Genomic DNA, 25,123 nt, shown 5'->3' with positions numbered 1-25,123 from the left:
TCAGGCGTCGTCGGGCGCCCGGACGAACGTCACGTCGGCGCCCGGGGGGATCTCGCTGCGGGCCAGCACGCGCAGGTCGGGGAACTCCGAGCGCAGCGACTCCCGCAACCAGGCTCGCACGGTCAACGAGTCCGCGACCAGCGGGTACTCCACCGACCGGTCACCCATCGAACGCACCTGCGCCGCCGCGCGCTCTGCCTCGGTGTTGCCGACGTGCAGCCGCCCCTCCTCGGCCAGCGCACGTACCGCCTCGTCCAGGCCCTCGCTCAGCTCGAGCACCGTCCGGGAACCGCTCCGGCCGGTACGCCACCGCTCCTCCGCCGCCAGCTGGCGTACGAGCGCGAGCGCGTCGCGCGGATGGGGCAGGTCCTCGATGGGCACACCGGACCGGTAGGCACCCCCCTCGCGGAGGCGCAGGAGCTCCGCGCGCGGGTGGAGGTCGAGGTCGAGCAGGCGGTCGAGGATCGTGGCGAGGTGACGCAGGGAGGTGCCCTCGTCCACCGCCACCCGGGCGAGCGCCGTGAGCCACTCCAACGGGTACAGCGCGCGCACTGCCGTCAGCGTGTCGGGGAGCGCGAGCGCGAGCTTCCCGTTCATCTCCTGGACCGCGTCGGTCGAGACGAACCAGTGCGCGCGGTTGCGGACGGCGACCTTCAGGGAGTCAGCGACAGCCGCGAGCCCCCCGCCCGTGGGCAGGTGGTACGGCCACGTGCGGACCGCATTGAGCCGGAACGCGAACGCCGCGTCGCCGATGCCCGCCGCCGGGGCGAACCGGAAGTCCGGGCCCAGGATCCCGAAGTCGCGGTAGAGCTCGGTCCGCAGGTCGACGAACACCTCCTCGTCGAGCGACTCGCCGGAGGTGACCGCCCGCAGGGTGTCCAGCTGCATGACGACGTCCAGCACGGTCGCCCGGCCCGCGGCGATCAGCTCCTCGGCCAGGACCACCGGGTGCGCCTCGGCCGAGCGCGCGCCCACCTCACGCAGGTCCTCGGCGCCGCCCGTGACCGCGATCCCGCAGTCCACCACCGTCGTCAGCACCTGGCGCAGGGCCTGCGCCTGGGGCGGTCCGCCCAGACCGGGACCGGACAGTGCGAGCTCCAGGTGCTCGGGGCCGACCAGGGCGGAGAGCCTGCTCTGCAGGGCGATCGTGCACAGCCCTGCCGCCACCTGCACCAGGACGTCGCCGTCGACCGACGCGATGTCCCCGGTCCTGCCCTCGGTGGCGTCCTCGACCAGCTCCATGGCCTCGTCCGCCGTGCAGCGCAGGCGTTCGCCGTGCACCCACAGGCCCCACAGGGCTCCGTCCTGCCCGGACCGGTCCGCCGTGACCTCGACGCGTCCCGGCAGGCCCAGGGCGCGCAGGTGCTCCTCGACGACGTCTCCCGCCGCCTCGCGCACGGCGGCGTGCGTGGCTCGGTCCGCCGCCGGTCCGGGCAGGACGAGCCTGACCGGTACCTCCGGACCCCGGTTCACGTCGGCGGCCATGGGAGCTCCCTACGCCTTCAGCTCGTCGGCGGAGCGGCTCCTGGGGCTGCCTGCGGCATCCAGCTCCGCGCGGGTCAGGATCGCCGTCCTGCCGCCGCCGGCCGCCAGGAGGCGCCACAGGTAGGTGCGGACCGCAGGGTCGTCCACGACGATCGCCGGCCGCGTGCCACCCTCGGCTCCGGACGCGCCGTGCCACGTCTTGACGTCAGCGACGAGGTCGCGCGCCCTCGGCCACGGCACCTGCCACACCGTCGCGTGGTCGATGGGATCGGTGTCGTCGGTCGTCAGCCCGTCGGCGACCAGGTGCTCGAGCTCCGCGGGGAGCTGGGTGCTCGGGGCCTGGGCGTCGAACAGCGTGTCGGCCAGCGCGAGGCGCAGCTCCGCGGCGACGTGCAGGATCTCCTTCCGCTCGCCCGCCTCGATCCTGGCCAGCGCGCCCAGGACGTCCCGCCCGGGCGCCAGCGAGATCCCCTCGCGAAGCAGCAGGCGCAGCACCCGGTGCGTCCGGATCCGGGAGGTCCAGTCCGCCAGGAGGGTCCCGTTCACCGTCGCAAGCTCCTGCTCGTCCAGGTCGAGCTCCTCCACCCAGGCGCCGAGGTCGTCGGGCCCGAACAGCCGAGCGATGTTCTCGTGCAGCACCTCCTCGAGCGCCTCGATGACCTCCTGGATCCCGCCGGGGTCCTCGCTCGACCGTGGCACGCTCGACGCCGTCCCGGAGGCGACGAGCTCCTGCTCCCAGAGGATCCCGAACTCGGCCGGCCCGAGCTCGGGACCGCCACGGAAGCGGATGCCGGGGATGGTGATGCCCGTGCGCTCGCGCAGCCGTTCGCGCAGCTCGGGGATCAGCCTGCTGAACAGCACCCACTCGGGTCCCGTGGACTCAGGGACCAGATCGTCGCCCAGCCGCACCGAGACCGGGTTCTCCAAGGGGAAGGTCGTCACGCTGTCGATGTCCGTGCGGAGCATGCGGAACACGGTGTCGAGGCTGGCCGAGCCGGCCAGCACGGTCGCCAGGGCGACCACCTCCGGCGGTGCTCCCGGATCGTCCCGGAGCGCAGCGATCGCGTCACTGAACGCCCAGTAGCCGCCGGGATCGCGCACGAAGACCGCGACGGCGGCGCGGTCGTCGTCGGCGTCCGCCACGGTGCCCCCCGTCGTGCCTGCGGCGGCGGCTGTCAGCCAGCCCAGGGCGTCGGGTCGCTGCCCGAGGAGGAGGGCGCACAGTGCGGCGCGGAGGGCGAGGCCGTTGCGCAGGTGGGCCACGGCGTCGAGGTCGAGTCCCGGCTGGTCCACGGCATCGCCGGTCGACGCCGCGAAGATGGTGTCGTCCAGGGCGCCGAACAGTCGGACGTACTGGGTCGACGCCTCGTCGAGCGGTGACTCGTCACGGACCGCGTCGTCCGTCTCCTGGCACAGGACCACGACGCTGCTGAGGACGCCACGCTCGGTCTCCGGGAATCCCTCCTCGGTCAGGGCCAGGTAGTGGTCGAGCGCGGTGGAGACGTCGCCGGCCTCGGCGCCGAGCCTGGCCATGGCCGCCCGGGCGACGAGATGACGAGGGACGACGTCGTCGTCCGGCTGCTCGGACTGGAAGGCGTCGCGGACCTCCGACCAGGCATCGTGGTCCGCGCGCTCCAGCTCGCCCATGCGCGCCACGCACTCCCTCTCGAGCGGCCCGGCGAGCTCGCGGATCGCGGCCGAGTGCCGTGCTGTCGCGGTGCGGCGGACGAGCGCCGGCAGGTCGGCGTCCCGCAGGAAGCACAGGGTGTCCCAGCGCAGGCACGAGCGGACACCGTCGCTCACCAGCACCTGCCCGCGCGACAGGTCGTCCGGACCGCCGCGCGCCAGCAGGGTCAGACCGAGGTCGATCATCTGGTTCCCGGGATCTGCCGGACCGTTGTCCAGCGACTGCTGCAAGAGCTCCGCCGCGCGGTCGAAGTGGCCCAGGAGGTACCCCGTCCACGCCACGGTGTGGCGGTCCCCCGGCTCCGGGTCGACCTCCCCGGTCCACAGGTGGGCCACCGCCTCGGCGGCCTCGGGGTCCCGTCCTGCGCGGGTCAGAGCGACGCTGCGGACACGGGGATCCAGCGGATCCGTCTCACCCTGTGCGCTCTGCTCGTCGAGGAGCGCCAGCGCGGCGTCCGGATCCCCCTGCAGCACGTGGACCAGCGCGGTCTGCGTGACCGCCCAGGCGAGCGCGAGGTCCGCCGCGGACACCATGGCCTCGTCCAACCTGCCCACGGCGGCGAGCGAGCGGGACGTCACGTACGCCGCGAACTCGTCACCGGGAGCCGCGGCACGGGCACGGTCCGCGGCGTGCAGCGCACAGCCGGCCAGGCCGAGCTCGAGGTAGACCAGGGAGAGGAAGCACCACGACTGCGCCGAGTCGCCGTCCAGCAGCAGGGCGCACTCGACGTCGCCGACGGAGGTCCAGACCCGGTGCCGCTCGGACTGCCCCGGGACCACGTCGTCGTGCCGGAGCATCCCGTGGACCAGGTGCACCCACGACTCGTCCGTGCCCGGCGCCCGCAGCGCCCTGCCGCGGTCCCACTCGGCGAGGGCGGCCCGGACGGACGCGCCGTCCACCGAGCCGTCCGGCAGCTGGGAGAGCAGCCGGTGGACCTCGGCGAGCGCCCAGCGGTAGAGCGCGGTCTCCCCGTCCAGGCTGATCGCACGCTCGAGATACCCGCGAGCGGTCGCCTGGTCCCCGTCCTGGGAGTAGCGGTCACCGGCGTCGTAGTACGCGCGAGCCGCGTCCGCCGGGCGCTTCAGGCGTTCCAGCAGGTGCGCCTTGTCGACGAAGGCGCGGCGTTCCTGGTGCTGCGCCTTGCCCGCCATGCCGAGCTCCGAGGCGCGGTCGAGCGCAGCGAGGGCGTCCTTCGCACGGTCGGGGTCGCGGGACAGCCGCCGGGACAGGCGCCAGTAGAAGTTGCCGGTGGTCGGGGCGTAGAGACGCTCGAGCTCGGTGACGTCCCGCGCGACGGCGGCCGCCGCCCGGTCGTAGAGCAGCATGGCCTTCGACCACCGGGCGTCCTGCTCCTCCAGCATGGCCAGACCGAGCAGACCGGCGGGCTCGTCCGCCGCGATGTCGACGGCACGCTCGAACTCGGCGCGGGCGGTCTGGGTGTCGCCGTCGGCCAGCGCGCACTCTCCTTGCACCGCGACGAGCCGGCTCTCGAGCGCGGGGTACCCGTACTTGGCGGCCGAGGCTGCGGCCCGCTCGAGCCGGACCTGTGCCTCCGTGGTCGACGAGGCGGACCGGATCATCCCGCGCGCGAGCAGCACCTCGAGGTCGACCCGGTCGTCGATGGTGAGCCCGTCCGCCCACGCCCCGTCGAGGATGGTCCGTGCGACCGGGACCACGTCGGCCAGCCAGCCCTCGTCGAGCGCGTCCGCGGCGGTACGCGCCGAGGCGACGAGCTCGTGCTCGTCCGCCGGCGCCAGGCCGAGGGCCGGGTCGCACAGCCGCTGTGCGACGTCCGGGCGCCCCGCGAGCAGCGCCTCGACGTACGCCACGACCCAGTCGCGAGCGGCCTGCACCGCGGTGCCCGACTCGGCGTCGCGCCGGCGTCGCGCCCACCACGCCTCGGAGAAAGGCTCAACCCGTTCCGCGGCGAGCCGTTCGAGCTCCTGCTTCGCGCGGTTGACCTCGTCGAGCGCGGTGCTGAGCGCGCCGGACAGGCGGGTCACCGCGGCGGTCAGCGCCTCGTCGTCACCGGACGACGACAGCAGCACCTCGCGGACGGCGGCGGCGATCTCCGGCGCGTCCGTGAGCTCGTCGAGAGCCGTCGCGGCCGACTGCAGGACCGCCAGGGCCTCCCCCTGCGACCTTCGCGCGTCACGGTCCACGGCTCTCGCCCTTCAGCTCGGTGAGCATCTCGATGTAGGCGTTGCCGTGGTCGTCGACGTCGGCGCGCATCCGCGCCCTGATCTTGGCCTTCGCCGCCTCGAGGTCGAGGTCGTCCCAGGGGATCGTGTCGAACCAGCTCGCGATGAGGTCGAAGGCGGCGTCCGACGGCGCGTACTCCTTGGCGATCTTGCGGAGCCCGTCCGCACGGGACCGGACCTGCCTCTGGTCGTCCTTCGACGGTCGTGGCCTCGCGGGCTCCGGTGCGGGCGCCTCACCTTGGACGAGGCGACCGTCGGGGTTCTGGAGGTAGAGAACCGGCGCACCGAACAGCGGGTCGTTCTGGTCCGGGAACCGACGACGGGCCTCGCGGACAGCCGCGTCGACCGGGGCGCCGTCGGCGATGAGCTCGTACAGCGTCTGGGTGAAGAGATGAGCCTCGGACGGCGGGAGCGCGTACTGCATGGCGAGGACGGCCTGCACCCCTCGACGCACCAGCTCCCGGGCATGTGCGCCGAACGTCGCGGCGTAGTCGAAGGGGCTGGCCTCCACCAGGTGCAGCACGACGAGCTGCGGGGCGTCCAGGGTCGTGGTCCCGTCGACGACCTTCGTCAGCGCGGACACCAGGTTGCGCTCGCTCTGGCCCGGGGGCACGTCCTGCAGGTCGATCTCCGCGCCGGCCGCCGGGACACGGCAGACGCCGATGATGTGGAACACACGCACGCCACGGATCAGGGCCTTCTTGATCGCGGCCGGGTTCCACTCGTCCGACCGGGACACGATCGCGGTCTCCACCTCGTCCTCGATGGTCGTGATCACGCTCGCGGCATCGCGGGCCTTGGAGTCCAGCTTGGCGGACCGCGGGATCGTCATCACGAAGTGGACCTGGAGGGGGCGGTCGGCGAGGGCGACGCGCGCCGGCGGGTGGTTGAGCTCGAGGGACCGGCTGAGCACGAGGCGGTCCGTGACCGCGACGAAGTACCCGTCCGGGTCGGGGTGGTAGAGGAACTCCCACGGAAGGTCCGAGAGCCACGTGTCGTCCTGTGCCTCCACGTCGATGTGGAGCATCACGCGAAGGTCGCGGCCGGCCGTGTCCGCCTTCGCCCGCGTGCGCTCGAGCAGCCGGCCGACGTCCCCCGGGAAGGCCAGGCGGTACAGCTGCTCGCCCAGCGCCTTGAACGTCTCCGGGACCGGGAGGGAGTCGTAGGTCTTGGGAGTCTTGTTGCGGATCGTCGTCAGCGCGCCCCAGCGGAGCAACCAGGCCCGCAGGACCTCGATGGTGTTGCGCGCGCTCAGGTCCAGGTCCAGGGCGGAGACCTCGTGGTTCCACTCCGGACCAGAGGCGGCGGCGGACACCTCGGAGGCCGTCAGGGTCACGGTGAGCTGGTACGTCTCGTCCGTCATCACGAGCCTCCGACGAGGGCGTCGAGGGCGGCGGGCCGATCATGTGCGTAGACCACCGGCAACCCGATGAGGCGAGGGTCGTGCTGCGGTGACGTGGAGTCGGCGAGGAACCCCCTGCCCCGCTGCGCCGCCCCGTCCAACGAGTCGCCCTCCAGCAGCGCCTCGTACACCTGCGCGGCGAACGTCGAGGCGACCTCGGGACGCACGTCGTACCGCATCCCGATCACGCACGGTGGACCGTTGCGCACCAGCTGCGGCGCCACACCCGCGAAGGACGCCGTCGCGCTCTCCTTCGCACCGGAACAGGACTGGAGCAGGACCAGTCGCGGATCCGCTCCGGACTTCTTCAGGATCTGCGCGACGTCCTGCCCCGAGAGCCAGTTCGCCGTCCCCGCCACGTCGACGAGCGCCACGCGCCCCTCGCCGTCGATCGCCTCGTGCTTGCCGTGCCCGACGAAGTGCAGCACGTCCGGCGAGACGTCCCGCAGCGCCTCCTCCAGAGCACGGGGGGTCGGCGACGGCACGCGCTCGACCGTGACGGAGCCACCCTCCTGGAGCCGGTCCAGGACGCTGTCGATGGTCTCGACGACCACGTCGGCCTCGTCGGTCGGCTGAGACACCACCAGCAGCACCGTCATGCCCGGGCCGACGGCCGGTGCGGTCGGTGGGACGTCGGTCGACACGGTGCGGGAGAGGAGGAACCGCTCGTCCGTCCCGAGGAACATGCCGGTCCCGTCCGGGACGTGCAGGTACTCCCAGGGCAGCGCCGCCAGGTGCCGGCCGGCGGGGGTCGCGGGGAACGACAGCTGCAGGCGCACCCGCTGCCCGTCGAGCAGCTCGTCGCACCGCTGCAGCACGAAGTCCCAGGTCTCGCCGACGAGCAGGGCCCGGAACAGCAGCGACCCGAAGGCGCTGACGTCGGCTCGCGCCCAGCCGTCAGGGCTGCGCGCGAGCCACCTGTCGAACACCCCGATGAGCTGCTCGTCGACGGCGTCGATCCGGGTCTGCTCCAGACGTGACCTGTACCCCTCCGGCGTGCTCGCCCGGACCGTGCCGTCGTCAACCTCGATGGTGACCGTCTGCGGAACCGGATGAACCACCGCGGTCGCCCCCTGCACGCCGCGTCCTCACGGCGCCTGGACCAGCCCTTGGCCGCGGTCGGCGACATCGACGCCGCCCAGCGAGGCGACGCTCGCGTTGGCGAACATCCGTGCCACCACGGTCCCGGCCGTCAACGGCAGTGGCGATGCGGCGACCTCCTCCCACCACAGGGCGAGGACGCCGGCCACGTGAGGCGTCGCCATGCTCGTCCCGTTGAAGGAGACCAGACCCTGTCCCCCGGCCTCCGCCGACAGGACGTCCACCCCAGGTGCGGCGACCAGCGGGAAGGTGTTCGAGAAGGGCGCGATCGACAGCGCGCCCCCGTTCTGGCCGAGGGCGCCGACCGACACGACACCCTGGCCCGCGGCCGGGATCGAGACGGCGATCTCGTAGTTCGGGTCGATGCCGCGCTTGCTCTCGTTGCCTGCCGCGGCGACGAGGATGGCGCCCGGTGAGAAGGCCGCCTGCGCCTGGACCATCTGCATGAGCGCGTCGAACATCCGCAGGTTGGCGCGGTAGCCCTCGAGCGCGGACGACGTGGCCAGGTCCGTCGGCCATCCGTTGTCGGTGAGCTGGGTGACCATCCCCGGGAAGTCGAAGCCGATCGACATCGAGATGACCGACGCCCCCTGCTGCACCGCCCACTGGATGCCGCGGAAGATCGCGTCGGAGCTGCCGCCACCGTCGTCCCCGAGCACCTTGCCGATGAGGGCGTTGCTCACCCCGGGCGCGACCCCGATCCGGGTGCCGCCCACGTCCCGCCCGAAGATGGTCCCGGCGCAGTGGGTCCCGTGGCCCTGGAGGTCGCCGATCCCCGAGCCGGAGAAGTCCTCCTGCACCAGGGTGACCCCGTTGAACGCCGGGTGATGAGCGTCGATCCCGGTGTCCAGCACGGCCACCGTCACCCCGGCCCCCGTCCGGGCCGACCGGTCGGCGCCCACCGCGTGGACACCCCAGGTCGGGCCGGCCGCCTGCGCAGCCGGCTGGCCGGCTCCGCCGCCGGCCTCGGCGGCGCTGACGGGGAACACCAGCTTGACGGGGATGACGGGCGCCACGGCGCGGACGTCAGGCGCCCGGACCACGTCCCGCAGCTCCGCCTTGTCCAGCTCGGCGAGCTCGAGCTCGGGCGCCGAGCCCAGGCCGCCGCCCGGACCACCACCCGCAATGGACGGACCGCCCCCGCCGAACGGGTCCGACGGAATAGAGCCACCAACATCGCGCAGAATTGTGAACTGACGTTCCACCGGATCCCCCTGGGCACCAAAAGATGAATGGGTGCGGCGTGGACGGCACAACGAACCGCCTGTCGCGGAGAAAGGCGTGAAGAATGCCCAGGATCCTCCCGCTCTGTCCGGTGTGTCAACGCGCCGTGGCGCGGACGTCGACAGCCACCGGGTGAACAATCGGAATGGCTGTCATGGACATCCGGCCAGGGCGGCGGGGCACCATGACATGCCCACGGATCCTGCTCGCCGCGGCCGTCGGCCGGACATTGACGGGCGCTCGCGGCGGCGAGGATCATCGGTGCGACTGCCGGGAGAGGAAAGCCGGAGGTCCGTCGTGCCGCACGACTCATCAGCGCGCCCCCAGCTTCCCCCCGGGTGGCCCGACCGCCTCTTCGCCAACGCGTGGACGGGGTCCGGCACCGCGGACGGGGCCCCCGACGGACGGGCGCCGGTCTGGGCCGTGACGGACCACTTCCGTGGCCGTCCGACGGCGGTGCTCGCGGCGCAGAAGCTCGCCGACCTCGGACGCCACAAGGATCCGCGGGTCGGCTGGGCCCTGGTCCTCCCGGACTCCCCCGACGTCCCGCCGACGGAGCGACACCGGGCTGACGACGCCCCGGTCGCGGCCCAGCGGCTCGCCGGTGCGCGCACGCAGTCCGGCGAGCCGCTCGTCGTGCGGTACGCGGCCGGGAACGTCGACGAGCTCTACCGGTACCTGCCCGACGGCACCCGGACCCCGCTGCCGACCACCGGGGACGGCCCGCGCGGGGTCGGCGCCGGCGCCCTGCCGTACTACCTGCTGCTGCTCGGAGGCCCGGAGGTCATCCCCTGGGAGCTGCAGTTCCGGCTCAACCACGTGGCCTTCACCGGTCGCCTCGACCTGGACGAGGAAGGTCTCGGCCACTACGTGGATGCCGCGCTCACCGAGTGGGCCGACTCCGAGACCGACGCCACCTCGCCGCTGCTGTGGACCGCCGAGCTCGGCCGCGGTGACATCACGGCCCTCATGCGGACGGAGGTGGGCGAGCGGACCCTGGCGCGGTGGCGGGACGACACCCAGATCGGTGACCGGGCCGTCGACCTGCGCGGTGCGCAGGCCACGCGCGCCCTGCTCGCGCAGACCCTGGCCGACCGGCACCCGGGCGTGGTCGTCACCACGAGCCACGGCGCCACGGGTCCGTTGGAGGACGCAGCGACGATGCGCGCGACGCTCGGGTGGCTCGTGGACTCCGAGGGGTCGCTCCTCGACCCGCACAGCCTCGTCCAGCTGTGGGAGCCCGACGGCGTCGTCTGGTACGGGCTCGCCTGCTGCTCGGCCGGCGGGTCGGGGACCAACCAGTTCACCGACGTGCTGGATCCGGCGAGCGACGCCGGGAAGGTCTTCGACGCGGTGGCGGCGCTCGGGGCAGTCACCGCCGACCTCCCCCGCGCGCTGCTGGGCGCACCCAAGCCCGCCCGGGCGTTCATCGGGCACGTCGAGCCCACGTTCGACTGGACCCTGCGCCGTCCGGTCACGGGCATCTCGACGACCGACTCCTTGGTCGAGGCGCTGTACGACGGCCTGTTCCAGGCGTCGCCGCTGCCTGTCGGGCTGGCCTTCCGCCGGTACTTCCTCGGCGCCGCCAGCCTCAGGTCCCGGTGGGCGTCGGAGCGTGGCCAGGTCGAGGAGTCGCCCGCCGCCCGCACCGCCGCATTCCTCGCCGCGCTGACCGGGATGGACCGGCAGTGCACCGTGATCCTCGGCGACCCGGCGGTCGTCCCTGCTGCCCTGCCGGCCGAGTAGGAACGCAACGTTCACCACGCGGCTCCTGCGCGGCTTCGCGACGCGTCACAGCACGCCGGCGGCAATCGCCACCAGCACCGCAGCGACGAGCGACGCCGCCGGTGCGTAGCGGACGAAGCGGAGCCGACGGCCCGTCCGGGTCGACGCCAACCCCACGAGGGTGAGCGTGAGCGACCCGAGCAGGAGCGCGATCGCCAGGGTGCTCGCTCGCCGCTGCGCGTCCGACGCCTCGTCGACCAGGACGGCACGGTCGCTGACCAGGGCGTTCGCGTCGGCCGACGTGGAGGCTGCGTACGCTGCCAGCCGATCGCTCACACCGTCAGCCTCGGTGGGAAGTCGAGTCATCGACCCAACGATGTCCTGGACGGCTTCGCGCGAGCCGGTTTCCGCCGCCGTCACCACGGCTTCTTCCTCCGCAAGCTCCGGTGGTGCGTCCAGGGCTGCCCACTCGCGGGCCACGCCGTTGAGGTCATCGCCGATCTGTTGCTGTGCGGCATCCGCGGCGAACGACCTGTAGAGGAGCCCCCCTTCGAGCGCGCCGAGCGCCTGGATCGCGATCCGTGAGGACTCACTCCCGGCACGCGCCGCGACAGCGGCTGCCTGCACCTGGGCGGCGGGCAGGAGGGCGACGAGCACCCACGCGAGCAGAGCGATGATCGTCATGGGGCGTTGCTCAGGCGCCGACGCCCACGGTCGGGGCACCTGACCGATGTCGTCGTCCGCAGGGTCGGAACCGGGAGGGATCGAGGCGGCCAGTCGCCGGGATCGCCGCACCAGGAGCAGGTCCGCGACAAGGTAGACGACGACGAGCGGGATGATCGCCAGGGCGATCCACTGTGCGGTCGCGCTGGCTCGATCCCCTGCCCGGGCGGCGTCCTCGGGGTCGTCCAGCAGGACGGCCGAGCCGGCTGCCTCCATCGCCGCGAGTCGGGCAGGGACGTCGAAGCCTGCACCGGGCACCGCGTACTCGTCGCTGATGAGCGAGTCACCGAACTTCTCGTGCGCGTTCCGCAGGTGCCAGGACCACTGCGTCGCGACTTCCGCCTCGAACGCGGCCCGGGCGCTGTCGACTCCGGCGGCCTCGGCGGCGGCCGTCATGGCGTCCGCGCGATGCTCGACGAGCGCGACCTCGAGGGCGAAGGGCGCTTCGTCCGTGTACACGTACCGAAGCACCTCCCGGGCACCCGCGGACCACCGCGTCTCGGCTGTGACGCTCTGCGACCAGCTGTCCTGGGCGTTCTCGGCGGCGCGTGAGGACGCGAGCACCAGCAGACTGACGAGCAGGATCACGACGACCTGCCGCACGTTCGCGTCGTACCCCAGGGCAGCCATCGCGCGATGCCTGGGCCGCCCGCTGCGCGCGTTCACGACTGCTGCCGGTCGAACACGATGGCCTCGCCGGACAGCTCGGAACCCGCCGTCGTCTCGGTCAGGAGGAGCACCGAACCGTCGTCGTCGAGCTCCCAGGAGTGCGTCTCGACCGTCAGCACCTGCCTCGGCCGGGTCACCGGCGCGGGCCCATCGGGCGAGTCGGGATCCTCGATCGTCGTGTCACCCGCGGTCGGCTCCAGGACGAGCGTCCCGCCCTCGACCCGGAACGTCCCGCTGGTCGTCTCCTGGAACTTCCAGATCCCGCTCGGGCGCTCCTGCCAGAGCAGTCCCACGCGGGCGAACGTCCCATCAGGGTCGAAGCGGTAGGCGATCTCGGCCGAGCCTTCGTCGGTCGACGCCCACAGGCCCACCAGACCGGCGGCGTCGGTGCCGTCCGAGGACGCCGACGCGGAGGCTGCGACCGTCGGCTCGGTCGTCTCGACGGCCGCCTCGCTCCTCGTCGCGACCGGATCTGCTCCCTCGCGCTCCCCGCCGGCGCAGCCGGCCACGACCATCAAGAGCGCACCAACGACCGCTACGCGACCGCGCATGACCATGTCATCCCCCTACGACGACGCGACCCAGCTTGCTAGGGCGTGCAGTTCACATACGAGTAGCCGTCGAGGTAGAGCACGTCACCGTTGCCTCCGACGTCGACTCCCGCGGCCGAGAGCTCGCCTTCGTGCACCTCGATCGCGATTGGCGACTGCTCGACGAGGTCGGCCAGCGCCCGCACCCAGTGCATGGCGCCGTCCTCACCGATCCACGCCACACCCTCGAAGGTCGCTTGCGAGCTCTTCGACGTGAGATACCCGTTCGGGGAGAACGTCCAGACGGCATTGAGGCCGTCCTTCCCGCCGCACCACTGGCCGACGAGCACGTCCGGAAGGGCGACGCCCGTGTCGGTCCACGGCCCGAGCGGTTCTGTGTCTGCGACCGCACCGTCGTCCTCGGGCGCCTCCTCGAGGTCGTCGTCCAGCGTCTCGCTGTCTTCGTCGCCCGGACCCGTGCTCTCGTCGAGCAGCTCCTCGGTCTGCTGCGAGCGCGGCGCCTGAGCGCCACCCGCGTTCTCTTCCGACGAGCACGCCGCTGCACCCACGAGGGTGAGCACACCTACCAAGCAACCCAGCACCGATCGACGAACGATGCGACCAGCCGTACCCATCCGCAAGCCCCCCGCTCGGATGACAGCTCACCCGCCGAGACGGCGCTTCCCGCGAGCGTCACGTCAGGTGCTCCACCAACGATCCCAGCAGCGCCGTGGCAAGGCGATCACGATGTGGCATCGGAATCATCCGAGCGGTCGGAGCTCCGGCGGCAAGCCGAGGACACGAGCACGGCGAGCGAGCCGGCACGAGGTGATCCCGCGCCGATCCGGACGGTCGAAGGTGCCTACCGTCGGCCACACTGGTGCACGTGACGACGAGCGACCCGGCAGGGCCAGGAGACTCGGACGCAGCGCCCGCGACAGAGCCTGCGGCCGTGGACTACAGCTCGGCCTACGCGGCGTACCTGGACCAGGGTCGGTGGCTGCTCGACCAGCAGCAACGGCGCGGGGCCACGTTCCAGACGGCCGCCATCACGCTCATCGGGTTCGACGGAGTCCTGCTCGCTCTCCTGGTCGGCGCCGAGGTCAGCGGCGGCGCGACCACACCGAACGCCGCCTGGTGGGCGGCGCGCGTCGGCGCCGTGCTCATCGCGTGCAGCGCGCTCGCTGGTCTCGGCGCCATCCTCCCGTTGCCCACCCTGACGATCGGGGCCAAGGGCACCGTCGAGGCGTGGGCGGCCTTTCTCGCGGGCGGCGGGTACAACCGGGAGGCCCAGCACTTCGCGCACATGCTCCTGGCTCTGGACGCGAAGGAGGAGCCGCGCACGGGTCGCCTCACCGCGGCCACCAGTCGGTGGCACGAACGCCGGCAGCGGAAGGGACCCCCCGTCCAGGTCCTGTACGCCGCACAACGGCTGGCGACGCTACGCGGCAGGTTCGTCACCTCGGCAGCCGTGCTCCTCGCGCTCGGTCTGGTTGCGCTCGTCGTCGTCGTCTTTGCCGTACCGCCATCCCGCTAGGCCGCTCGCAGCGTGACGTGAGCCGGAGGCGTGCCGATCCACGGTGTAGACCTCGGCCGGGAAATGAGCAACGCTGGCAGACGGGTACGAGGGAGGGGTGACGAGATGTCCGCTGCTGCGAGAGCCGCCGCCCTTCCACCGCCGCCGCCTCCGCCGCCGGTACGGGTGGAGCGCGCGATCGGGAGCGAGGAATCCAGCACCGTCGACGCAGCTCTTCCCCACGGCGCCGCTCCGACGGGCGCTGGGGCTCCGCCACCGCCACCGCCGCCCCCGGTGACTCTCGCGTCGCCGGACGCTCAACCACCACCCGTTCCGTCAAGCGAGGACAGCTAGCACTCGACACTCTTCGTGAGTGAGAAGGGAGTGACCGTGCCCGATATCCAGAGCCCGCCGCCACCACCGCCGCCCCCACCGACGACGGTGGTCGTGGAGACGGAGACGAAGGTGCAGGCGCCGCCTGAGGTCCGCACGACCTGACCGCACCAGGAGGGCCCCCGTCCGGGTCACCTCCCGTCTGCGCCCTGCACCGCCCGGTCCGCGGCCGGATCTGACGCGACCGCGGACCGGACAGACCTCATCCCTCGGTGCCGGTCACACCGATGTAGACCGCCGCGTTGCCGCGCGGGTTGAGCAGCACAACCGGCGCGAGGCACCGCTGCGGCAGCGTGACCGTCGCGCGGATCCGGGCGTCACCCGTGGGTGAGAACGGCACGACAGCCGTCGTCGCGACGACAGCCCCGTTGCACGCCACGCTGGCCGCGACCTGCGTGACGGGGTTCACGCCGGTCGACGTCAGGACGAGGCCCTCGACCTTGACGTCCAGCCGACCGTCGTGGCGCAGGCGGGACTCGCCGTCGCCGATCACCCAGTCGGCGCCGCCGGGTGCCACCGTCTGGAAGAGCACGGGGTCGGTCGTCAGGCTGCCGGCCAGCTCCGCGCTCAGGATGGTCCGCCCACCACCACCGCCGTGCCCGCCGCCGGCGACAGCCGCGGGAGCCCCGACCAACCCGACGGTCAGCACGACCGCCGCTGCCACTGCTGCGCGCCTCAGGATCGTCTTCATCGTCAATCCTTCCTCCGCGAGCCCACGACGGGCCCGACACGAGTTGAGACGAGACGGGGAGGCGTCGGGTTCACCCCGACGCTCGTGGTGGGCGCCCCGGCAGGCGTTGCGCCTGGGGCGAACCGCGGCATACCGGCCAGGTCGACGTCGCTGTAGGGGTCGTGGAGGAAGAGCCCCTGGACGCGTACTCGCGTACGGTCATGGCCGTCGCGGAGGCAGTGCTGCCCAGCGTGGCCAGCCTGAGCGTCCGGACCGGACGCGGGACCGGCGCCGGCAGCGCGAGCGTCATCACGGCCGACGGGTACCTGCTGACCAGCGCGCACGTGGTGGCCGGCGCCACGATCGCCACGGCGTCGTTCAGCAACGGCACCACCCTGCAGGCGGACGTCGTCGGGAGGGACCCGCTCTCGGACCTCGCGGTGCTGCTCGCCCGCGGTGACGTGCCCGCGCCGGTCACGCTCGGCGACGCCGCGCAGCTGCGGGTGGGCCAGCTGGTGGTCGCGCTCGGCAACCCGTTGGGTCTCGCCGGCAGCGTGACGGCCGGCATCGTCTCCGCCCTCGGCCGCTCGCTGCCCACGGCCTCAGGCCGGGTCGTCGACGAGGTGGTGCAGACCGACGCCGCGCTCAACCCCGGCAACAGCGGCGGCGTGCTGGCGGACAGTTCGGGCCGGATGGTCGGCGTGAACACCGCCCTGGCGGGCATCGGGGTCGGCCTGGCGGTGCCGATCAACATCACCACCCGGGAGATCATCACTGCGCTGATGACCACGGGTCGGGTGCGACGGGCGTGGCTCGGAATCGTCGGTGCGCAGGTCCCGCTGCCCCCGCACCTGGTCGAGCGGATCGGGTCCCCGACCGGGCTGCAGATCGCCGGGATCTCCCCCGGCAGCCCCGCCGCCCTGGCCGACCTGCACCGCGGCGACATCGTGGTCGAGCTGGACGGGAATCGCGTCGTCACGGCCACCGCCGTGCAGAAGCTCATGGTCGAGGACGCCATCGACCGCCGCATCGAGATCACCGTCTGGCGCAACGGCGCCCTGGTCGACGTGATCGTGTTCCCCCGCGAGCTGGTCACCTGACCCGCGGGGGAACACGATCGACGGCGCCGACGTCTCAGCGCCAGAACTCAGTGAGCCCCTCGGCCAGGGCTCGGCCCTGGTGGTACCCCGCTCGTGCTGCGGCCGGACGCAGCGACAGGTCCATCGCGCCGGCGCCGAACATGTGCTCGGAGCCGCTGTCCGGGGAGATGATCTCGACCCTGCTGCCGCGTGCGCGCAGCGCGTCGACCTGGGTGGCGAGGTGCGTGCCCCAGTCCGCTGGATAGAGCGACCTGCCGCCGAAGGGCGACAGCACCAGCACCCGCTCGAACCCGGCTGCCAGGTCGGCGTTCTCGGCGTTGGCCCGGTAGCCGCCGTCGACATACCCCGTGCCGTGGATGCGGTAGGCGGAACCGCCGCCGGACGTGCTGGCGGCGACGGCGTCGACGAGGTCGACCCCGCTGTGGCGGTCGAACACGACCGGTTCGCCGGTGTGGGCATCGACCGCCGTGATGAGCACGGTCCGGCGGGGCCAGTCCTCGCTCGGCAGCCGCGAGGCGACCGTGGCGCGCCAACGCGCCTGCCCGGAACCGTCCGACGCCGCGTCCGTGTCGAGTGCCGCCGCGCCCATCCTGCGACGCATGTCGGCCACGTCGTCGGAGGCGGCGATGATGCTCCGGAACTTCTCCAGATGGTCCGGCACCGGCCGGGTCGGAACGCCTCCGACCGGACCCCGTTGCGGAGGTGTCGCGGCCAGGGTGCCGGCCAGCAGCTCGGGCGGCGTCGCGCCCGCGAGCTGGGCCGCGGCCGTCGCGCCGGCCGACGTCCCGATGGTCAGATCGGCCGTCGTGACGTCCAGCCCGGCATCGAAGAGGCCGGCGACGACGCCGATCAGCCATGCGTTGCCTGTCGATCCGCCGCCACCGAGGACGAGCGCTCGGTCGCCCGAGGCGGGTATCCGCGCGGTGGCGTCGATCTGCGGCTGGGCGTCGTCGGACGTCGGCAGGTCAGGGGGTGAGATGGGTGTGGTGTTCATGGGAGTCGCCTCTCGCGTGTTGCCTGGCGGGCGCTCCCGGCGGCGACTAGCTCAGTCGCGCGGTCGTGGACTGCAGTGGAGCACCCAGTGCGGATCCTGCGTTCATGGGTGTCACCTCCTGCGGTCGGTCACGAGCAGCCTGACGGTACAGATCGGCGGAGCGAGCGCGCAATCGGAATCCCGGCGATCGCATGGCGAGGGGGCCTACGTCACGGTGGCGGTGCCCAGCGGCCGGGGCAGGCTCGCGCCGAGCCGAGCGATCCCCTCGTCGAGCGCGTCCGACGACGGCCGCCCGGCATCGCCGAAGCGCGTCACCGTGAGGTCGTCCTGGTGCACCGACCAGGTCCCGGCGACGACACCGCCCGCGACGACGAGGTTGGCCCCGCGGCTGACGACCGCGCGCTGCCCCGGCGGCACGATGGTGGGGTCCGCCGTCCCAGGTCCGAGCACCCACTGGTCGTACGCCGGCAGCAGCCGGACGGTGCTCGTCGGCTCCGTCCCGAGGAGCTCGTCGACGTCCTCCGCCAGCACGAACGATGCTGCGCCGTCGACCACGACAGGCACGAGCCGGTCATCCAGCTCTCTGATCCACCCCTGGATCCGCCGGCGGCCGGCGCTCAGACCCGCTCCGAGCCAGTACTGCAGATGGTCGGCTGTCGTGGGGCCGTATGCCCGGACGTAGGCCTCGACCGCGTGCCGACCCGCGTCAGCGAGGTCCGGGAGACCCGTCCAGCGCGGGTTGTGGGCGAGGACCTGGAACGTCGGCTCCCCGTCCCGCGACGGGCCGAAGGTCAGGTCGCCCTGCCACGCGAGCGCCTTGAGGAGGGTCCACGGCTCGTTCGCGAAGGTCTCGCGGAGGTGCTCGTACCGGGGACGTGCCGAGAGCGCCGCGCCGAGCTCGGCGGGTGTCAGCGGGTGGTCGTCGAGGGCCGCGCGGACGGCCTCCCGGAAGGCGGGCCAGTCGTGGGGCGCGAGGCCGTAGTACTCCTGCCAGCTCGGCAGCTCCCACTGCCGCCCGGCCGCCCGGAGCGCGAGGTAGGCGCCGCCCTCCTCGGGAGTCACGAGGTGCACGGCTCCGCGGAAGGCGAAGGTCCGCAGGACGCGACCGTCCCGGATGGCCTCGCCCAGCTCACCCGGTCGGGAGCTCTGCTGCCGGGTCCGGACGGCGAGCTCCACGTCGGACTGCGCGGGGATCGCGGTCAGCCGACGCACGACGTCCTCGGCCGACAGTGTGCCGACCGGTGCGAGCAGCTGCCGACCCAGCCGCCACGCGAGCGCCTGCGGTCGGGTCACCTGGACCGCGCCGGTCATCGGCCCCTCACGGCACCAGCCTGGCAGGACGGTGCACGAGGGGTCCAGCCGGACGAGGACGCCCCTGTCACTCCTCCGACGTCTCGAGGTCGAGCTCCATGGCCGTCAGCAGCCCGATGTCGAGCAGGTCGAGCGGGTGGATGAACTCGCCGCTCACCACGACGCCGCCGGCCCGGGCGATCGTCTCGCGCAGGGGCTTGGCCCAGACGTGCTCGATCAGCGCGATCGCCGCTGCACTCCCGTCGGGGATCGTGTCGGCGACGTCCCAGACCTGCGCATCGTCGATGAGGTGGCCGTCCGACCCGGCCTCGAAGCCGGCGATCGCCCCGGCCTCGGCACCCTCCTCCCCCGCGACGGCGAGGCCGAGGAGCGCGCCGACCGTGGCGCCGAGATCCTCTGCCTCCTCGATCGACAGGTCGCTCCACCGCAGCGCCTCGATCGTCCCGTGCTCCGTCTTCTGGACGGCGAGGACGTCGATGAGGCGGATCTGGTCGTTGTCGCGCAGGTAGGCGAGCTCGTCGAGGATCTCGCCGGTGAAGTTCGGCCGGTCGAAGGCGACGACGAGCAGCTGGACGGGTCCGATGGACATGCGGGTCTCCTGAGCGTTGGTCGGTTCGGGTGCCGTCAGCCGGCGAGGAGCTTCTGCTTCTGCGCGTCGAACTCCGCCTGCGTCAGCACACCGGCGTCGAGGAGCTCCTTGAGCTTGGTCAGGTCGGCGTAGATGTCGACCGGCGGCGCGGCAGCCTCGGGAGCGGGCGGCGCCTCGTACTGCGGGGCGGGCGGCTGCTCCGCCGCCTGCTGGGCGGCGTTCTGGGCATTCGCGCGTGCGGCTCCACGGCTCGAGGCGACGTGGGCGGTGGCCCCCAGGACGGCTGCGCGTCTGAGCATCCGCGGCATGGTGTCTCTCCTTTGGTTGACCCCTGCGGGGTCGCCGTCGCCGGACGACGATTCGTCCGGGTCTGCCCATCGTGCGCTCGGGCCGACATGGCGTGCTCACCCGGCGACCCGCTCACCCGGGTGATCGTCGGCGTCTGCCCAGGGCAGAAGCCGTGGCGCCGCAGCGGTGTCGGGCGCGAGGCTCGACCCATGACCACCGGGACGGGCTTCAGCGGCGAGGTCGTCGAGTACTACGCCCGGTACCGGCGCGGCTACCCGGACGCCGTGGTGCAGCGGATCGTGGACGCGTTCGCGCTCACCGAGGACGACGTCGTGCTCGATCTTGGGTGCGGCACGGGGCAGCTCACGCACGCGCTCGCCGGCCGGGTCGGGACGATGATCGGCATGGACCCCGAGCCCGACATGCTCGCGGCCGCGGCGGCGGCCGCCACGAGTCGGACCGGCACGGTCGCGTGGGTGCTCGGCTCGGACCGCGACCTGCCCACGGTCGGTCGAGCGCTGCGGCCGCTCGGCGCGCTGACGGTCGCCGTCGCGATCCACTGGATGGATCGCGCCACGCTGTTCCGAACCGCCCGGCCCCTGCTGCGCCCGGGTGGCGGCGTCGCCGTGGTCACCAACGGCTCCCCGCTGTGGTTGCAGGACGCCGACTGGTCCCGCGAGCTCGGGGCGTTCCTCGTCGACTGGACCGGCCGTCCCGGCGCCACCTGCCAGACGGACGCGGACGGGCGACGCCTCACCCAGGACGCCCTGGAAGATACGGGCTACGACGTCATCGAGACGACCGTCGACTACTCGGCACCGCTGAGCATCGACGCGGCCATCGGCGGCGTGCTCTCGGCGATGACCTTGCCGCCGGCTCCGGAGCGTCGGAGGTTCGTCGCCGAGCTCGAGCGGTGGCTGCGTCCCTACGCACCCCTCACCGAGGAGGTCCACGTGACGCTGCAGCTCGGGCTCCTCCGGCCACACGGTGCCACGATGGCCGGATGAGGATCAGACGGCAGGTGGTGGTGTTCGACGCCGCGGACATCGACGTCGAGAGCGCGTTCTGGGCTGCGCTGCTCGGTGGCACCGTGTCGGTCGAGGATGACTGGCACTCGGTCGTCGTCGACGGCGAACCACGGATCGACGTCCAGCTGGCACCGAACCACGTCCGGCCCGACTGGCCAGACGGCGAGCCGCAGCAGGTGCATCTCGACCTCTACGTGGACGACATCCACGCGGCGCACGAGCACGCCCTGGCCGTCGGCGCGGTCCTGCTGCAGGCGGCGACCGACTTCACCACGCCCGACGGGTTCCAGGTCTACGCCGACCCGGCCGGCCACCCGTTCTGCCTGTGCTGGGGGCCGTGAGCTAGTCGTCCGTGAGCGTGACGGCGGTCCGAGGGCGGGTGTCGACGGAGAGCCGGAAGATGTCCGGCCGGTTGTAGTGACCGGTCGGGTCGAACAGCCGACGGGCCGCGCGGACCTGGGCGAGGTCGATGTCGGCGGTGAGGATCGTCTCCTCGTGGCGGGACGGCCCCGCGAGCAGCTCGCCGTTGGGTCCGACGATCACGCTGTTGCCCGGTTCCACCCAGCCGCCGTCGCCCTCCTTCACGGTCCAGACCTCGTCGCGACGCGGGAAGTCGGCCGGGATCTGGTCGATGTGGGTGCACGGGTTCGCGCCGATGACGTAGCAGCGGCCCTCGCGGGCGATGTGGCGCAGGGTCGCGATCCAGCCGTCACCTTGGGCGAGCGTGGGGGCCGTCCAGATGTCGACGCCCTGCGCGTAGAGGTAGAAGCGCGCCAGGGGCATGTAGTTCTCCCAGCACGTCAGCCCGCTGAGCCGGCCGAACGGGGTGTCGATGACGGGCAGCGTCGACCCGTCGCCCATGCCCCAGACCGTGCGTTCCGACCCGGTCGGCATGAGCTTGCGGTGCTTGCCCAGCAGGCTCCCGTCAGGACCGAGGTAGAGGGTCGTGTTGTAGATCGTCGCGCCGTGCGGCTCACGCTCCTCGACGTTCACCACCACGTAGACACCGGCCTCGGCCGCGGCGGCGCCCAACGCCTCGGTCACCGGGCCGGGCACGACCACGGCCTGGTCGACGAGGAGGGCGAACCACTCCTCGTCGCCGTCCCAGATGGGCCGGGAGTCCATCCAGATGGGTGTGCCCGGGATGAAGACCTCGGCGAAGACCACGAGGTGCGCGCCCTCGGCGGCGGCCTGTCCGATCAGGCGCACCGCCTTCTCGACGCACGCCTGCTGGTCCATGAGCACGGGCGCAGCCTGCACTGCGGCAACTCGCGTGAGAGCCATGAAGGAACCCCTCCCGTCACCTCGTGTCTACTCCCCGGTGCGACGGCCGACAAGGTTCGGTGAGCCGACCGTCCTGTCGGCGCGCGAGACCAGCGTCGCGGGGTCGAGGGTGCAGTCGAGGACGATCCCGGGCTCGTCGCCACCGAGCGGCTCGAGCGTCGCCAGCTGGGTGTCGAGCAGGGACACGGGCATGAAGTGGCGCGCGCGGGCGCGCATGCGGGCGGCCAGCTGCTCGCGCGTCCCCTCCAGGTGCACGAACCGCACCTCCGGCACGGCGTCGCGGAGCAGGTCGCGGTAGGTGCGGCGCAGCGCGGAGCACGCGACGACCGCACCGTCCGGGTGCGCGGCGAGCGCGACCCCGACGAGCCGAAGCCAGGGCCACCGGTCGGCGTCGTCGAGCGGTGTGCCGTCGGCCATCTTCGCGAGGTTCGCCTCCGGATGGAAGTTGTCGGCATCGAGGAAGGGGACGCGCAGGCGGTCGGCGAGCAGCTCCCCCACGGTCGACTTGCCGCAGCCGGAGACGCCCATGACCACGACGTGGGTCACCAGTCGTGCACCGTGCCGTCGGCCAGCCGGTTGTACGGCAGGTACGCGACCTCGTAGGGGTACCTGCCGGCCTCGTCCACGTCGAGCTCCACGCCGAGACCCGGCAGGTCGCCGGGGTGCAGGTAGCCGTCCGAGAACGTGAAGGACTGCTGGAACACGGCGTTGGTCTTGACGCCGTGCTGCATGTACTCCTGGATGCCGAAGTTGTGGATGGCCAGCCCCACGTGCATCTGCGCGGCCAGGCCGACCGGCGAGATGTCCGTCGGACCGTGGAACCCGGACTTCACCTGGTACTGCGCGGCGTAGTCCATGACCTTGCGCAGCGGGCTGATCCCCCCGAAGTGCGTCGAGGCGGCCCGGACGTAGTCGATGAGCTGCTCCTTGATCAGCGCCTGGAAGTCCCAGACGGTGTTGAAGATCTCGCCGATCGCCAGAGGCGTCGTGGTGTGCTGGCGGACCAGACGCAGAGCCTCTTGGTTCTCTGCCGGGGTGCAGTCCTCGAGCCAGAACAGGTCGTACGGCTCGAGGGACTTGCCCAGCTTCGCCGCCTGGATCGGGGTCATCCGGTGGTGCCCGTCGTGCAGGAGGGGCAGGTCGGGGCCGAACTCGTTGCGCACGGCCTCGAACACGGTCGGCAGGTGGCGCAGGTAGGCGCGGGTGTCCCAGTCCTCCTCGGCCGGGTAGGCGCCGCGCTGCGCGGGCTCGTGGTCGTACCGTTCCCCCGACGTCGACTGGGCCGCGATGCCGTAGATCGCCTTGAGGCCCGGTACGCCGGTCTGCACGCGGATCGAGCGGTAGCCCTGCTCCTGGTGCTCGCGGATGGAGTCGAACAGCGCGGGCAGCGACGTCCCGGACGCGTGGCCGTAGGCCATGAGACCGTCGCGGCTCGCTCCCCCGAGCAGCTGGTAGACCGGCATCTGCGCGGCCTTGCCCTTGATGTCCCACAGCGCCATGTCGACGGCGGCGATCGCGGCCATGGTCACCGGACCGCGGCGCCAGTACCCGCTGCGGTAGAGGAACTGCCAGGTGTCCTCGATGCGAGACGCGTCGCGGCCGACCAGCAGCGGTGCGACGTGGTCCCGCAGGTAGCTGACGACGGCCAGCTCGCGGCCGTTCAGGGTCGCGTCCCCGAGCCCGGTCAGCCCCTCGTCCGTCGTGATCTTGAGGGTGACGAAGTTGCGGTTCGGGCTGGTGACGATGACGTCGGCGGTGACGATCTTCATGGTCGGGCTCCTGCGAGGGTGGGTGAGGTGGGACGGCGGACGGCGAGCCGCTCGGCGACGTGCCGGGCGAAGACGTCCTTGCGGGCGAGGCGGGGGGCGATCGCGTCGAGGGCGAGCACGGCGCGGGCGGAGCTGCCCTGACCCGGCAGGCGTGCCACCAGGTCGGCGGCACCGGGGTCGGAGGCGGCTCCGTCGAGGTGGTCGATCCACGCGGCCACGACGCCGGCACCGGCCGGGCCGACAGGCAACCCGGCGACGGCCCGCGCCTGGGCGACGGTGAGGATGCGGACGGGGAGCTTGACGGACCCGTCTCGTGCGATCTGCGCGAGCCGGTGCTCGATGCGGGCGTTCGCGAACCGCTCCCGCAGCGCGGCGGTCGCATCGTGCGCGGGGAGCGTCAGGACCTCGGCGGCCTCGGACCACAGCTGCTCGAGCTCGGCGCGGCACGTCGGGTCGGCGAACGCGTCCGCCACCGTGGTCAGACCGCGCGCCAGGCCCTCGTAGGCGAGCAGGGAGTGGCCGGCGTTCAGCAGCCAGAGCTTGCGGCGCTCGTAGGGCTCGAGGTCGTCGACGAACCGCGCACCGGCGGCCTCCCACCGCGGCCGGCCGGCCGGGAAGTCGCCCTGGAGCACCCACTCGCTGAACGGCTCGGTGACCACCGGCGATCGGTCCTCACGCCCGGTGAGCTTGCGGACGACCGCCCGGTCGGCCTCGGTGGTGGCGGGCGTGATCCGGTCCACCATCGTGGACACGAAGGAGACGTGCTGCTCGATCCAGTCGGTGAGCGACGGGTCGACCGCCGACGCCAGATCGAGGATGACCCGGCGGGCCACGCGGCCGTTGTCGGGCAGGTTGTCGCAGCTGACCACGGCGATCGGACCGGTGCCCGCCGCGCGACGCGCGCGCAGGCCGTCGACGAGGCGCCCCGGAGCCGTGCCGGCATCCCCGCCGGCGCGCAAGTTCGCGATGTCCCGCGCAACCTCGGGGTCGTGGCGGTCCAGCCCGCCGGTCGACGTTCGCCGGTAGCCGGCTTCCGTGACGGTCAGGGTGACGACGCCGACCTCGGGCCGGCGGAAGTACTCGCGCCACGCGTCCGCGTCGGCACCGTCGTGGACGGCGACGAGGGCGTCGATCGTGGTGGGTGCGTCGCCCTCGGGCGAGCGGACCAGCAGCGTGTAAAGACCGTCCTGCCGCGCGAGCGGCTGGGCGGCAGCGGCCGACCGGCCTGTGAACGCCGCGACGCCCCACCGCTCGGCGGTGCCGGCCTCGTTGGCCCGCTGGGTGTACCAGAGCAGGTGCGCACGGGCGAAGGCACCCAGCCCGAGGTGCACGATGCGCGCCGGCGCGGGGGCCTCGGTGCGCTCCCAGCTCGTCGGGTCGGGCACGATTCCACCTCCAGGTCGTCGGACCGTCGTCGGTCCTCGACCATTCAGC

At 72.7% G+C, this 25,123-nt stretch carries 22 protein-coding genes; 5 read left to right on the top strand and 17 right to left on the bottom strand.

Annotated features, from left to right (window positions below; translation table 11 throughout):
- From J2X26_RS10695 to J2X26_RS10675, 5 genes are read right to left on the bottom strand one after another with little or no spacing between them, the layout of a single operon-like run.
- Entirely contained in the window at positions 1 to 1,485 is a 1,485-nt protein-coding gene (locus J2X26_RS10695) for a hypothetical protein (protein ID WP_307492098.1), read from the bottom strand.
- 9 nt (positions 1,486 to 1,494) lie between these two features.
- Positions 1,495 to 5,334, bottom strand: a complete 3,840-nt coding sequence (locus J2X26_RS10690; protein WP_307492097.1) for an FHIPEP family type III secretion protein — start codon at positions 5,332 to 5,334, stop codon at positions 1,495 to 1,497.
- Complete coding sequence (locus tag J2X26_RS10685; RefSeq protein WP_307492095.1) at positions 5,324 to 6,736, bottom strand: CHAT domain-containing protein; 1,413 nt, start codon at positions 6,734 to 6,736, stop codon at positions 5,324 to 5,326. The genes J2X26_RS10690 and J2X26_RS10685 overlap by 11 nt, the downstream gene beginning before the upstream one ends.
- Positions 6,736 to 7,854, bottom strand: a complete 1,119-nt coding sequence (locus J2X26_RS10680) for a CHAT domain-containing protein (protein ID WP_307492093.1) — start codon at positions 7,852 to 7,854, stop codon at positions 6,736 to 6,738. Before J2X26_RS10680 ends, J2X26_RS10685 begins: the two co-directional genes overlap by 1 nt.
- A 9-nt stretch (positions 7,855 to 7,863) precedes the next feature.
- Positions 7,864 to 9,081, bottom strand: coding sequence for a S8 family peptidase (locus tag J2X26_RS10675; RefSeq protein WP_307492091.1), 1,218 nt, complete (start codon positions 9,079 to 9,081; stop codon positions 7,864 to 7,866).
- A gap of 316 nt (positions 9,082 to 9,397) precedes the next feature.
- On the opposite strand from J2X26_RS10675, the gene J2X26_RS10670 reads away from it, so the two are divergent.
- Positions 9,398 to 10,846: a hypothetical protein gene (locus J2X26_RS10670; RefSeq protein WP_307492090.1), complete on the top strand. Its 1,449-nt coding sequence runs from the start codon at positions 9,398 to 9,400 to the stop codon at positions 10,844 to 10,846.
- Positions 10,847 to 10,891: 45 nt separating this feature from the next.
- On the opposite strand, the gene J2X26_RS10665 is transcribed toward J2X26_RS10670, so the two are convergent.
- The 3 genes from J2X26_RS10665 to J2X26_RS10655 are packed head-to-tail and all read right to left on the bottom strand — an operon-like array spanning position 10,892 to position 13,328.
- Entirely contained in the window at positions 10,892 to 12,178 is a 1,287-nt protein-coding gene (locus J2X26_RS10665) for a hypothetical protein (protein ID WP_307492088.1), read from the bottom strand.
- 32 nt (positions 12,179 to 12,210) lie between these two features.
- The gene (locus tag J2X26_RS10660) at positions 12,211 to 12,768 is read right to left on the bottom strand and encodes a hypothetical protein (protein WP_307492087.1); all 558 of its coding nucleotides are present in this window, start codon (positions 12,766 to 12,768) and stop codon (positions 12,211 to 12,213) included.
- Between the two features lie 38 nt (positions 12,769 to 12,806).
- Positions 12,807 to 13,328, bottom strand: coding sequence for a hypothetical protein (locus tag J2X26_RS10655; protein ID WP_307492086.1), 522 nt, complete (start codon positions 13,326 to 13,328; stop codon positions 12,807 to 12,809).
- A gap of 371 nt (positions 13,329 to 13,699) precedes the next feature.
- On the opposite strand from J2X26_RS10655, the gene J2X26_RS10650 reads away from it, so the two are divergent.
- A complete protein-coding gene (locus J2X26_RS10650) occupies positions 13,700 to 14,284 on the top strand; it encodes a hypothetical protein (RefSeq protein ID WP_307492084.1) in 585 nt (194 codons plus the stop codon).
- Positions 14,285 to 14,858: 574 nt separating this feature from the next.
- Here the strand turns inward: J2X26_RS10650 and J2X26_RS10645 are convergent.
- Complete coding sequence (locus J2X26_RS10645; RefSeq protein WP_307492082.1) at positions 14,859 to 15,347, bottom strand: hypothetical protein; 489 nt, start codon at positions 15,345 to 15,347, stop codon at positions 14,859 to 14,861.
- 200 nt (positions 15,348 to 15,547) lie between these two features.
- Between J2X26_RS10645 and J2X26_RS10640 the strand changes: the two genes are divergently transcribed.
- Complete coding sequence (locus J2X26_RS10640; RefSeq protein WP_307492081.1) at positions 15,548 to 16,426, top strand: S1C family serine protease; 879 nt, start codon at positions 15,548 to 15,550, stop codon at positions 16,424 to 16,426.
- A 34-nt stretch (positions 16,427 to 16,460) separates the two neighbouring features.
- Here J2X26_RS10640 and J2X26_RS10635 read toward each other — a convergent pair whose 3' ends face one another.
- The 4 genes from J2X26_RS10635 to J2X26_RS10620 all read right to left on the bottom strand — a co-directional run bounded on the left by J2X26_RS10635 (position 16,461) and on the right by J2X26_RS10620 (position 19,619).
- Positions 16,461 to 17,420 (bottom strand): patatin-like phospholipase family protein, encoded by a 960-nt coding sequence (locus J2X26_RS10635; RefSeq protein ID WP_307492079.1) that lies wholly within the window; start codon positions 17,418 to 17,420, stop codon positions 16,461 to 16,463.
- A 204-nt stretch (positions 17,421 to 17,624) separates the two neighbouring features.
- Positions 17,625 to 18,731: a DNA glycosylase AlkZ-like family protein gene (locus J2X26_RS10630; protein WP_307492078.1), complete on the bottom strand. Its 1,107-nt coding sequence runs from the start codon at positions 18,729 to 18,731 to the stop codon at positions 17,625 to 17,627.
- A 67-nt stretch (positions 18,732 to 18,798) separates the two neighbouring features.
- Positions 18,799 to 19,320 (bottom strand): DUF1269 domain-containing protein, encoded by a 522-nt coding sequence (locus J2X26_RS10625; RefSeq protein ID WP_307492076.1) that lies wholly within the window; start codon positions 19,318 to 19,320, stop codon positions 18,799 to 18,801.
- Between the two features lie 35 nt (positions 19,321 to 19,355).
- On the bottom strand, positions 19,356 to 19,619 hold the full coding sequence (locus J2X26_RS10620; RefSeq protein ID WP_307492074.1) for an SHOCT domain-containing protein: 264 nt from the start codon (positions 19,617 to 19,619) through the stop codon (positions 19,356 to 19,358).
- A 198-nt stretch (positions 19,620 to 19,817) separates the two neighbouring features.
- On the opposite strand from J2X26_RS10620, the gene J2X26_RS10615 reads away from it, so the two are divergent.
- Positions 19,818 to 20,615 carry a class I SAM-dependent methyltransferase gene (locus J2X26_RS10615; RefSeq protein WP_307492072.1) on the top strand — a complete coding sequence of 266 codons (798 nt, stop codon included), beginning with the start codon at positions 19,818 to 19,820 and terminating at the stop codon, positions 20,613 to 20,615.
- Positions 20,612 to 20,977, top strand: coding sequence for a VOC family protein (locus J2X26_RS10610; RefSeq protein WP_307492071.1), 366 nt, complete (start codon positions 20,612 to 20,614; stop codon positions 20,975 to 20,977). The genes J2X26_RS10615 and J2X26_RS10610 overlap by 4 nt, the downstream gene beginning before the upstream one ends.
- Before the next feature lies 1 nt (position 20,978).
- Here J2X26_RS10610 and J2X26_RS10605 read toward each other — a convergent pair whose 3' ends face one another.
- Genes J2X26_RS10605 through J2X26_RS10590 form a run of 4 tightly spaced genes read right to left on the bottom strand, consistent with a single transcriptional unit; the run spans position 20,979 to position 25,074 of the window.
- Positions 20,979 to 21,920: a carbon-nitrogen hydrolase family protein gene (locus J2X26_RS10605; protein ID WP_307492070.1), complete on the bottom strand. Its 942-nt coding sequence runs from the start codon at positions 21,918 to 21,920 to the stop codon at positions 20,979 to 20,981.
- Between the two features lie 27 nt (positions 21,921 to 21,947).
- On the bottom strand, positions 21,948 to 22,466 hold the full coding sequence (locus tag J2X26_RS10600; RefSeq protein WP_307492069.1) for a gluconokinase: 519 nt from the start codon (positions 22,464 to 22,466) through the stop codon (positions 21,948 to 21,950).
- Positions 22,463 to 23,689 carry a D-mannonate dehydratase ManD gene (gene manD / locus J2X26_RS10595; RefSeq protein WP_307492067.1) on the bottom strand — a complete coding sequence of 409 codons (1,227 nt, stop codon included), beginning with the start codon at positions 23,687 to 23,689 and terminating at the stop codon, positions 22,463 to 22,465. The genes J2X26_RS10600 and manD overlap by 4 nt, the downstream gene beginning before the upstream one ends.
- Complete coding sequence (locus tag J2X26_RS10590; RefSeq protein WP_307492065.1) at positions 23,686 to 25,074, bottom strand: mannitol dehydrogenase family protein; 1,389 nt, start codon at positions 25,072 to 25,074, stop codon at positions 23,686 to 23,688. The genes manD and J2X26_RS10590 overlap by 4 nt, the downstream gene beginning before the upstream one ends.
- Positions 25,075 to 25,123: the final 49 nt, after the last annotated feature.

The sequence above is a fragment of the Cellulomonas humilata genome, from assembly GCF_030814415.1.
Lineage (GTDB): Bacteria > Actinomycetota > Actinomycetes > Actinomycetales > Cellulomonadaceae > Cellulomonas > Cellulomonas humilata_A.
This window is presented reverse-complemented; position numbering and strand designations above follow the sequence as displayed.

What these genes read in the sequence shown, in the direction of transcription:
- J2X26_RS10695 (WP_307492098.1), bottom strand. Translation starts at nt 1,485, where the DNA reads ATGGCCGCCGACGTGAACCGGGGTCCGGAGGTACCGGTCAGGCTCGTC.
- J2X26_RS10685 (WP_307492095.1), bottom strand. Translation starts at nt 6,736, where the DNA reads ATGACGGACGAGACGTACCAGCTCACCGTGACCCTGACGGCCTCCGAG.
- J2X26_RS10665 (WP_307492088.1), bottom strand. Translation starts at nt 12,178, where the DNA reads ATGGCTGCCCTGGGGTACGACGCGAACGTGCGGCAGGTCGTCGTGATC.
- J2X26_RS10660 (WP_307492087.1), bottom strand. Translation starts at nt 12,768, where the DNA reads ATGCGCGGTCGCGTAGCGGTCGTTGGTGCGCTCTTGATGGTCGTGGCC.
- J2X26_RS10645 (WP_307492082.1), bottom strand. Translation starts at nt 15,347, where the DNA reads ATGAAGACGATCCTGAGGCGCGCAGCAGTGGCAGCGGCGGTCGTGCTG.
- J2X26_RS10640 (WP_307492081.1), top strand. Translation starts at nt 15,548, where the DNA reads ATGGCCGTCGCGGAGGCAGTGCTGCCCAGCGTGGCCAGCCTGAGCGTC.
- J2X26_RS10635 (WP_307492079.1), bottom strand. Translation starts at nt 17,420, where the DNA reads ATGAACACCACACCCATCTCACCCCCTGACCTGCCGACGTCCGACGAC.
- J2X26_RS10630 (WP_307492078.1), bottom strand. Translation starts at nt 18,731, where the DNA reads ATGACCGGCGCGGTCCAGGTGACCCGACCGCAGGCGCTCGCGTGGCGG.
- J2X26_RS10625 (WP_307492076.1), bottom strand. Translation starts at nt 19,320, where the DNA reads ATGTCCATCGGACCCGTCCAGCTGCTCGTCGTCGCCTTCGACCGGCCG.
- J2X26_RS10620 (WP_307492074.1), bottom strand. Translation starts at nt 19,619, where the DNA reads ATGCTCAGACGCGCAGCCGTCCTGGGGGCCACCGCCCACGTCGCCTCG.
- J2X26_RS10615 (WP_307492072.1), top strand. Translation starts at nt 19,818, where the DNA reads ATGACCACCGGGACGGGCTTCAGCGGCGAGGTCGTCGAGTACTACGCC.
- J2X26_RS10610 (WP_307492071.1), top strand. Translation starts at nt 20,612, where the DNA reads ATGAGGATCAGACGGCAGGTGGTGGTGTTCGACGCCGCGGACATCGAC.
- J2X26_RS10605 (WP_307492070.1), bottom strand. Translation starts at nt 21,920, where the DNA reads ATGGCTCTCACGCGAGTTGCCGCAGTGCAGGCTGCGCCCGTGCTCATG.
- manD (WP_307492067.1), bottom strand. Translation starts at nt 23,689, where the DNA reads ATGAAGATCGTCACCGCCGACGTCATCGTCACCAGCCCGAACCGCAAC.